Origin of the sequence: Psittacicella gerlachiana (assembly GCF_003585965.1) — a bacterium.
Lineage (GTDB): Bacteria > Pseudomonadota > Gammaproteobacteria > Enterobacterales > Psittacicellaceae > Psittacicella > Psittacicella gerlachiana.
On sequence record NZ_NRJF01000129.1, the window covers coordinates 1 to 7,957 of the forward strand.

Here is a 7,957-nt window from a genome sequence, read left to right on the forward strand (position 1 = left end):
TATAAAATTGGAAGAAAGAGAAAAATAATTAAGAAATTTTGATGAGAAAATGCTTTATGAAGAGAATAGAAGAAGTTAATTTTTTGGGATAAGTAAGGTGCTAAAATCTTGAGATAACTTTGAGAGGTGTAGGCTAATGTAAGGATAATGATAAATAAAAATAAGTAAGGGGCAATTAAAGAGATTTCAAGTATAAATCTATTTGAGATGAGCAGTATAAATATATGCATAGAATAGAGGATGAAAGGAATATAAGCAGGAAGGATGTGATAATTGGGTCGCTGTATTTTGCACAACACAGCGACTGGAAAAATACAGTTTGCTTCTAAGTTAGAGGTCGATTTTTGTTCCAACTTTAGAGAAATTCATAATAAATTGACTCTTATAGCTACGAACATTATTCTCACTCGTTAAGACTCTACGGGTAAATTCATGATAGGTCTGCATGTTCTCAGTATGCACTAAGAGTAAAAAGTCGTAATCTCCTGAAATTTCATAGCAACTCATTACCTCAGGTTCTTCAAGCATCTTTTGCTCAAAAAACTGTTGTTTAGGATTATGAGTTTCCATTTCAATCATGACAAAAACACTAATATTTTTTCCTACCGCACTTGGATTGATAATTGCCACTTGTTTGCTAATAACATTATTATCAATCATAGTTTGAATACGTCTTTGACAGGTTGATACTGAAGAATAGACTTTTTCTGCAAGGAGTTTGAGAGGGATACTGTTATCTTGTTGTAAGAGATTTAGGATACGTTTGTCGAGATCATCAAGTGGTTGCATAAATTTTTCAATATCTCTTTAAATTTGAGAAATATTTTCTTTAAGAGAGTTTTATAGGTAATTTTTCTTACGCTTAATCCATTATAATAAACCCTATGATTTAGGTCAATGTTTAGGGAATTTTGAATGTATCGTTATGTACTTTGTTGTATTTGTTCGCAAGTACTGTTTAGCTCATTATATTTATTCAGTGACGCTATGCAGCCTTTAACAGGAACAACTATTTTTTCGTTACGCATGCTTGCCATGTGGTGTGGTTTATTTTTGCTGATTAATTTAGTATTACCTCGTAAAGCGTTTATAAACTTTATTCGTAGAGATCTCAGTACTAATTGGAAAAAGTGGGCAATTATGGTAATGGGATCTGCTCTGTTTGGAAGTCAACTTTGGTTATTTATGTGGGCTCCTATTAATGGTGAGGGAGTAAATGTAGCCATGGGCTATTTTCTCTTTCCTCTAATGATGATGTTAGCAGGACGCTTAATTTGGCAAGAAAGATTAAGTTTTTGGCAAGGGGTAGCGACAAGCTGTGCCATTATTGGTGTGGCTAATGAACTTTATTTTCATGGAGAATTTTCTTGGACAACACTTTGGGTTGCTTTAGCTTTTCCTCCTTATTATTTAACGCGGAGAGCAATGAAAGTTCACCCTTTACTAGGACTATTTTTTGATTTATGTTTAATAGCTCCTTGTTGTTTGATTTACTTGTGGGGACAAGAGCAAGCTTTTGCTTTAATTACTACCGAATGGCGTTATTGGATCTTAGTTCCTTTATTGGGATTAGTAAGTGCTTTATCTATGTTTTTAAATTTATTATCAAGTAATCACTTACCAGTAAAAATCTTTAGCATGTTAAGTTATTTAGAACCTGCTTTATTATTCCTTTGTGCAGTTTTTTGGTTACATACTTCAGTAAGTTTAACTTCTTATGTCAGCTATTCATTTATTTGGACAGGTTTAATTGTGCTGACTGTAAGTGGATTTGTTACGCAAAAGCATAAAAGTATTAAGAAACGTCAAGTGCCTCAAGAAGTATAAGGTAATAATAGTAAAGAGTAGACTTTAACATAATAAAGTAACCTCATAAATAGAAAGCGAAATAGCCAAGCTTAAGGATTGATTAAACTTGGTTTTTAGAAGCTAAATTGGAAAAAATTGATTAGATTTGATCAAAAGTCTTGAAGTTAGATGTGATTTCAGTCTCAATTTGCAAGAATTTATTTTTCTTTAGGCTTAATTCTTCTTATAATTGCTTGCAGGTGATCTTTTATATAAGATTATTGTTATTAAGGATGAATATATGGCTAAAGAAATTTCAGAAAAAGACATAGCTACTTTAGTTGAACAGGTTGGCGGTAAAGAAAATATAGTTTCAGTTACCCACTGTGTTACAAGACTCAGATTTGTTTTAGCAGATACTGAAAAAGCGGATGTAAAAGCTTTAGAAAATCTTTCTTTTGTTAAAGGGTGCTTTACTACCGCTGGACAGTTTCAAGTGATTATAGGTACAGATGTAGGGCAATATTATCAAGCTCTGCTCAAGTACACTGGATTAAATTCAGCAAGTAAAGATGAGATTAAGAGTCAAGCTCGTCAAAACCAAAAATGGTATGAAGCTTTAATTTCTCATTTTGCAGATATCTTTATTCCTTTACTTCCTGCTTTAATTTCAGGGGGTCTAATCTTAGGTTTCCGTAATGTTATAGGTGATATTCCTATGGTCGACGGAAAACCTTTAACCGCAGTTTATCCTTTCTTAGATAGCTTAAATTCTTTCTTATGGTTATTAGGTGAGGCGATTTTCCATTACTTACCGGTAGGTATTTGTTGGTCTACGGTGAAAAAAATGGGCGGAACTCCAATTCTTGGAATTATTTTAGGAGTAACGCTTGTGTCTCCACAACTTATGAACTCTTATGGTTTAGGCAGTTTAACTCCTGAAGTATGGGATTTTGGGTTATTTACCATTGAAAAAGTAGGTTACCAAGCTCAAGTAATTCCAGCAATTCTTACAGCTATGGTATTAGCTTGGTTAGAAAGAGGTATTCGTAAATTTATTCCTAGTTATTTAGATCTTGTACTAGTTCCTGTACTCACTCTTTTAATTGGGGTTACTCTTGCTCATGCAATTATTGGTCCGATTGGACGTGAAATTGGTGATGGGGTAGCTTATGTCGTAAAATTAGCAATGACTGGTAGCTTTGCTCCAATCGGCTCAGCTCTCTTTGGTTTCTTCTATGCTCCTTTAGTAATTACCGGAGTGCATCAAACTACTTTAGCTATTGATTTCCAGTTAATCCAAAATATGGGTGGAACTTCAGTATGGCCTCTAATTGCTTTATCAAATATAGCTCAAGGTTCAGCGGTTTTAGGAATTGTCCTAATTTCACGTAAAATGAATGAGCGTGAAGTTTCAGTACCAGCTTGTATTTCTGCTTATCTCGGAGTAACCGAACCTGCAATGTATGGAATTAACTTACGCTATCGTTTCCCTATGCTTTGTGCCATGATTGGTTCAGGAATCGCAGGTTTTGTGAGTGGTTTATTTGGTATTCTCGCTAATAGTATTGGTGTTGGCGGTCTTCCAGGTATTCTTTCAATTCAACCTATCTTCTGGGGTTCATTTGCTTTATGTATGTTAATTGCAGTTATTGTACCTCTTATCTTGACGATTGCCGTTTATAAACGTCGTCTTGCAAAAGGAACTTTAAGTGTTTAATCCTTTAAGTAGGTCTAGTCTAGACCTACTTTAATTTTAAATGGAGTTATATATGAGTAATTGGTGGAAAACGGGCGTAGTTTATCAAATTTATCCAAAAAGCTTTTTGGATACTACAGGTTCAGGGACTGGAGATTTACAAGGAATTATCGCTCGTCTAGACTATTTGCAAGATCTTGGTATTAGTGCGATTTGGTTAACCCCAATTTATGTTTCTCCACAAGTGGATAATGGTTATGATATTGCAGACTACTATAATATAGATCCTAGTTATGGAAGCATGGATGATTTTGAGCAACTTGTAGAGCAAGCTCATCGTAGAGGAATTAAGATCATTATGGATATGGTGTTTAACCATACTTCTACCGATCATCCATGGTTTATTCAAGCTCAAGATCCAGCTTCGCCATATCATGATTATTATATTTGGCGTCCAGAGCCAAATAATTGGCAATCTAAGTTTGGAGGCAGTGCTTGGGAATGGAATGAGCAAGCGCAAAAGTACTATTTACATTTATTTGCTAGAGAACAGGCGGATTTAAATTGGGAAAACCCAAAAGTACGTGCCGAGATCTATAAAGTTTGTAACTTTTGGGCACAAAAAGGAGTAGATGGCTTACGTCTTGATGTAATTAATCTTATTTCTAAAGACCAATCTTTTGCCGATGATCATCAAGGGGATGGGAGAGTTTTCTATACCGACGGTCCAAGAGTGCATGAGTTCTTACAAGAATTAAATCGTGAAGTTCTTGTACCTTGTCAACTTATGACCGTAGGAGAAATGTCATCAACTACGCTAGAAAATTGTCGTAAGTATGCAAATCTCGAGGGGACAGAACTCTCAATGACTTTTAATTTCCATCATTTAAAAGTTGATTATCCACAAGGACAAAAATGGACCTTTGCTCAACCTGATTTTGTCGAACTTAAAAGAATAATTAATTATTGGCAACAGGGAATGCATAATCAAGCTTGGAATGCTTTATTTTGGTGTAACCATGATCAGCCAAGAGTGGTAAGTCGTTTTGGGAATACTACAACTCCGGAGTTATTACAAACAAGTGCTAAATTATGGGCAATGATTTTACATGGCTTACAAGGGACGCCATATATCTATCAAGGGGAAGAAATTGGGATGACCAACGCTCTCTTTACTTCGCTTGAGCAATATCGTGATATTGAAAGCTTAAATATGTATGAGATTATGCTAGAACAAGGATATGAGCATGAATTAATTATGCAAATTTTAGGGCAAAAATCTCGTGATAATGGTCGTACTCCTATACCTTGGAATGCTCAAGAGCATGGAGGCTTTACGCAAGGAACACCTTGGATACCTTTAGCTTCGAATTATCATGAGTTAAATGTAGCTCAAGCTCTCGCCCAAAAAGATTCGGTATTCTATACTTACAAAGCTTTAATTGCTTTACGTCAAGAAAATGAAGTTTTTGTTTACGGAGATTATCAAGATTTAGATCTAGAAAATCCTCAAGTATGGTCATATCTACGTAAGTATCAGGGAAAAACTCTGTGGGTGGTAGCGAATCTGAGTGATAAGTTACAAATTGTAGATTTACCTGAAGGACTAGAACATCAAGAGTTGGATACTTATCTGCTGTTAAATAATCTTGAATGGGTAAATGTGACTAATGAAGATACGGTATATTTACAACCATATCAAGCTTTATACTATTTATTCTAATAAAAAAAGAGCCTCGAGGGGCTCTTTTTTTATTATCTAAAATTAGTTTTAGCTGATTGATTTTAAGTTTTTAATTTATTTTTCAGCATTAATTTCTTGGTTATGTCTTTTAGCATCCCAAATTTCCGGTTCAGGAAGAGTGCGGGCTAAAGATGGATATTTACTTACATCAAATACTGGAACTTTAATTCCTGATTTAATCTGATCACGGTAATCTTTATAAACGGTATAAAGAGGACGCCATAACAGTAAACATGCAACTACGTTCATAAAGCACATAATTGCCATAAAGACATCTGCAGTACTCCACACTAAATCAGGTGATTTATAAGCTCCCCAGAAAGTAAAGCCAAGAACCCCAAGACGATATAGGTGAGCAATCCATTTATTTTCGGTAATATAGTAGATTCCTACTGAACCATAAGTAAAGTAACCAAGTACAGAAGTAAAGGCAAAGAGGAAAATTATAAATACTAATAATTCAGAACCAAATTTACCCATAAAAGCTTCAACCGAAGCTTGAGCTAAAGAGGCTCCTTCTAAACCAGCACCAGCTGGTGAGCCGTATACTCCTGCCATAAGTACCATAAAGGCTGTTAAAGAACAAATAACAATGGTATCAAAGAAAATACCAACCATTTGTACAAAACCTTGACTTACAGGGTGTTTTACATTGGCAGAAGCTGCAATATTTGGTGAAGATCCCATCCCAGCTTCATTAGAGAATAATCCACGTTTAACGCCATAGTTAATCGCTAACCCTATAGTTGCTCCTAAAGCAGAATCTGTATTAAAAGCAGAGGTTACTATAGTGTAAATAACTTTTGGGAGTTCGGTAATATGCAGGATAATGAGAATTAATGCCATTAGGATGTAAAGTCCTGACATAATTGGAATCAGCACTCCACTTACATTAGCAATGGTCTTTAAATTAGAGAAGATAATAATTCCTGTAAGGAAAACAAGAATTAAACCTACAATCCATTTTGGCATTTCAAAAGCATAGTTTAGGGATTCTGAAATTTGGTTTGTTTGTAAAGAGACAAAAGCAAAACCATAAGTAAAAGCTAGCACTAAACTAAAGATCATCCCGCCGAGTTTACTCTTTAAACCGTAAGTAATATAGAAAGCAGGACCGCCTTTAAATTCTCCTGAAGAAATTTTAGTTTTATAAACCTGAGCTAAGGTGTTTTCAACAAAAGCTGTTCCCATGCCAAGGAAAGCTGCTACCCACATCCAAAACACTGCACCAGGTCCGCCGGCAGCTATAGCAGCCGCTACCCCTGCAATATTCCCCATACCAATACGAGCAGCTAAACCGGTTAAAAATGATTGTACTGGAGTAATATTTACTTTATCGTCATTGTATGAAGTTTCTTTATTCCAAAGAAGAGTAAAAGAATGTTTAAGGTAACGGATTTGCACCCCTTTTAAGAGGATAAAATAAAAAACACCACAAATGAGGAGAGAAAAAATTAAGAGGTAGTCATTAAAAAATGACCACATAGCACTTAAAGTATTAAGAATATTTGAAGTCATAAGAAAGTTAAAGTAATGGGCTGTTTTTCAACAGAGTTAATCCTAAAAACTTTTTGTGACTAGAGCTTAGTAAGTAACTTTATCGCGAATATAAGTAGGCTCGATATTTAAACGAGAAGTAAAATCTTGAGCTTTGATTTTGTCGATAATTAACGGAGCTAAAAAGCGAACATCAGGTAATTCAGTGATTTGCTCAAAGAATGCAAAAATGTCATCCATTAAATCTTCTTCTATCGTCACACGTTGATTTTGCTCTAATTTAGGGATAAGTAAGTGCTTTTGAAAATAACCACTAATTAGAGGATACAACTGACGAGCTACAACTTCATCACTAAGCTGTTGCACAAGAGTTTGTCCAGCTGGATAATATTTATTCCACGCATTTCCCACTAAAATGACTTGATCTTTCACCTCGAAGCCAAATTTATGAGTATAGTTATTTGCAGCTATAATCTGTTCACGCATCGCTAAATCCGAACTTTGAGTCGCAAGGTAAATTTGCTCTAATTCAGCTTTTTTTATTAGCTGTTCTTTACCTGCTAAATCTAAAATAAGTTCGTTTGTGTCTTTTAGTTGATGCCAATTAAAACTTGCAACATAGCTTTCACCCATGTTAGCGTCTATAGCGACAAATATTTTTGTCTTGTTCGTAAAAGCAGGAATTTCTAGTTGATGCTGAGAAGCCAACAAAGCTAAGAGACGAATTTGTTGTGCTAACATTTCTAGAGATGAGACTGCGATTACTTTTACCTCAGGATTTACGGTAGCAATTCCTTGGGTAAGACTGGTAGAAATTCTCGTTCCGACAAAAGAACCTGGACCACGATTAAACATTACATACTTATATTCTGCATAAAGTTTACTTGCGGTTGGATCGGTAGCAATTTCTTGTAAAATTTCTAAAGCCTGTTCGCCTTGACTACCTTTTTGAGCTGAGAATGAAGATAACACTTGATAGTTATCATCAGAGCTAAAAGAGTAATTAGCAGCCTGCATTTTATTAAAAGAAGAGTCTAAAACGAGAATATTCATAATAAAATTTATTTTTGAAACAAAAATACCAATAGGTTTACTAGTCTACACTAGTTCTGAGTATTTGTAAAATTTAATAAATTATAGCATAGATAGGTTTATAACTAAAAAATTGTCTTGAGAAATGTGATTTTTGTATTTGTAATTGGTAATAATGTAATAGAAGTTAAATTATA

General features: G+C 34.6%; 6 protein-coding genes. 3 read left to right on the plus strand and 3 right to left on the minus strand.

The window, feature by feature from the left end; all coding sequences use genetic code 11:
• Positions 1 to 330: 330 nt before the first annotated feature.
• The gene (locus CKF59_RS04855; RefSeq protein WP_119534844.1) at positions 331 to 789 is read right to left on the minus strand and encodes an Lrp/AsnC family transcriptional regulator; all 459 of its coding nucleotides are present in this window, start codon (positions 787 to 789) and stop codon (positions 331 to 333) included.
• A 126-nt stretch (positions 790 to 915) separates the two neighbouring features.
• Between CKF59_RS04855 and rarD the strand changes: the two genes are divergently transcribed.
• From rarD to CKF59_RS04870, 3 genes are all read left to right on the plus strand, one after another.
• A complete protein-coding gene (rarD, locus tag CKF59_RS04860; RefSeq protein ID WP_119534845.1) occupies positions 916 to 1,827 on the plus strand; it encodes an EamA family transporter RarD in 912 nt (303 codons plus the stop codon).
• A 262-nt stretch (positions 1,828 to 2,089) separates the two neighbouring features.
• The gene (treB, locus tag CKF59_RS04865) at positions 2,090 to 3,508 is read left to right on the plus strand and encodes a PTS trehalose transporter subunit IIBC (protein WP_119534846.1); all 1,419 of its coding nucleotides are present in this window, start codon (positions 2,090 to 2,092) and stop codon (positions 3,506 to 3,508) included.
• A 52-nt stretch (positions 3,509 to 3,560) separates the two neighbouring features.
• A complete protein-coding gene (locus CKF59_RS04870) occupies positions 3,561 to 5,210 on the plus strand; it encodes an alpha,alpha-phosphotrehalase (RefSeq protein ID WP_119534847.1) in 1,650 nt (549 codons plus the stop codon).
• 75 nt (positions 5,211 to 5,285) lie between these two features.
• On the opposite strand, the gene CKF59_RS04875 is transcribed toward CKF59_RS04870, so the two are convergent.
• Together CKF59_RS04875 and tsaB are read right to left on the minus strand one after the other, a co-directional pair.
• A complete protein-coding gene (locus CKF59_RS04875; RefSeq protein WP_119534848.1) occupies positions 5,286 to 6,749 on the minus strand; it encodes an alanine/glycine:cation symporter family protein in 1,464 nt (487 codons plus the stop codon).
• 66 nt (positions 6,750 to 6,815) lie between these two features.
• On the minus strand, positions 6,816 to 7,781 hold the full coding sequence (gene tsaB, locus CKF59_RS04880; RefSeq protein WP_119534849.1) for a tRNA (adenosine(37)-N6)-threonylcarbamoyltransferase complex dimerization subunit type 1 TsaB: 966 nt from the start codon (positions 7,779 to 7,781) through the stop codon (positions 6,816 to 6,818).
• Positions 7,782 to 7,957 lie beyond the last annotated feature (176 nt).